General features: G+C 33.8%; 1 protein-coding gene. It reads right to left on the reverse strand.

Features of this window, described 5'->3' with window-relative positions; translation table 11 throughout:
* Positions 1-245 precede the first annotated feature (245 nt).
* Complete coding sequence (locus B853_RS15855) at positions 246-782, reverse strand: protein rep (protein WP_128826930.1); 537 nt, start codon at positions 780-782, stop codon at positions 246-248.
* Between the last annotated feature and the right edge of the window lie 506 nt (positions 783-1288).

Here is a 1288-nt window from a genome sequence, read left to right on the forward strand (position 1 = left end):
ACTAGGTTTTGTCGCATACTTAGCAACCTCAGCAATCATTTTCAATTCAGAATTATACATCCTTTGAGCGTGTACATGGGGGTTGTAATCAACTTTTAAAAGATTACGCCAAGCATTAGAAATTAAACTTTGAGTTTTAAAAATAGTTCTATCTTGTAATTAAAATTATTTTTGATAATCCGCTTTATTAACTAATATTAAAGCATGAATATGGGGATGAAAATTATCTTTTCTTTCATTATAAGTTACCTCAACGGTTCTAAAATAACCTGAACCTTAAAAGGTAATCTATTTTTTGAACAATCGAAAAGACGGTTAAAACCTTTTGTTAAATTTTCAATAATATTTTTTAATTCCCCATGCTCACAATTCTTAATTGTCAAAGTAAGCATTAAAGCAGAATAAGAACGCTCATTAAAACGAGTTGTTAAAACTCTATATATTTGGCTAACCTGTCCAAAAGTTTTTAAACTCCTACGCCATTGACACATAGGGCAAAGCCTTTGACCGCAAAAATTAGCATATGCAAGCTTTTTAAAATGACCACTAGGACACTCTTTAAAACCAAGTAAGCCCCCACAGTCTTTTATATATTCCCCTTTCTTTTCCATATCTAAATTAATAAAAGCATTTCCGATAGCGGTAGCTTGCTTTTTCCGCAAAGTAAAAACGCACGTACTCTCTAATTCGTCAGCCTCTTTACTTACAAGCATTGTTCTATCTTCTAGAATTTCGCCTGTATCCTTGAGGCTGTTGAAATAGTCAAATCTATTATCTGACATTCGCCAACCTCCATTTTGTTAAAGAGCTATGCAATATCAATTAATATCACATGATATCAATATAAGGACTGGTTAAAAAAAAGTCAAGTTAAAAACACCGTGGAACAGAGAGAAACGCAAAAAACATAACTAAACAATTGTTTTTTATAGAATTATTGCCGATGTTGTGGGGGGGGTAGTTGTTTCTTTATAGTATCAAGTAACAGGAGGGGTCTAGCATGTTGCGTTTTATGGACTGCTTGACGATGTCAAGTGCGTTTATGGATAAGTCATTAGTAACCCCCCACAGAACGCCAGAGAACGCCACAGGAAGCCCAAAGGGGGTTACTAACAACTTAACCACCAAACCAGACCACAAAGCCACACAAGCCAATTACAGGCTATTTTTATATATATTTTTGTTTTGATTAAAAAACCCTGACAAGGTCAGGGGCTAAAAGTTTATTACTTTGACAATGTAATATTTTACTTGCTTTCATTATCGTATTTTATCAGCTCATTTTCAA

Origin of the sequence: Vibrio rotiferianus CAIM 577 = LMG 21460, assembly GCF_002741985.1 — a bacterium.
Lineage (GTDB): Bacteria > Pseudomonadota > Gammaproteobacteria > Enterobacterales > Vibrionaceae > Vibrio > Vibrio rotiferianus.

Bases quoted from the DNA above. Each gene is read 5' to 3' on its own strand.
- B853_RS15855 (WP_128826930.1), bottom strand. From the start codon at position 782: ATGTCAGATAATAGATTTGACTATTTCAACAGCCTCAAGGATACAGGC.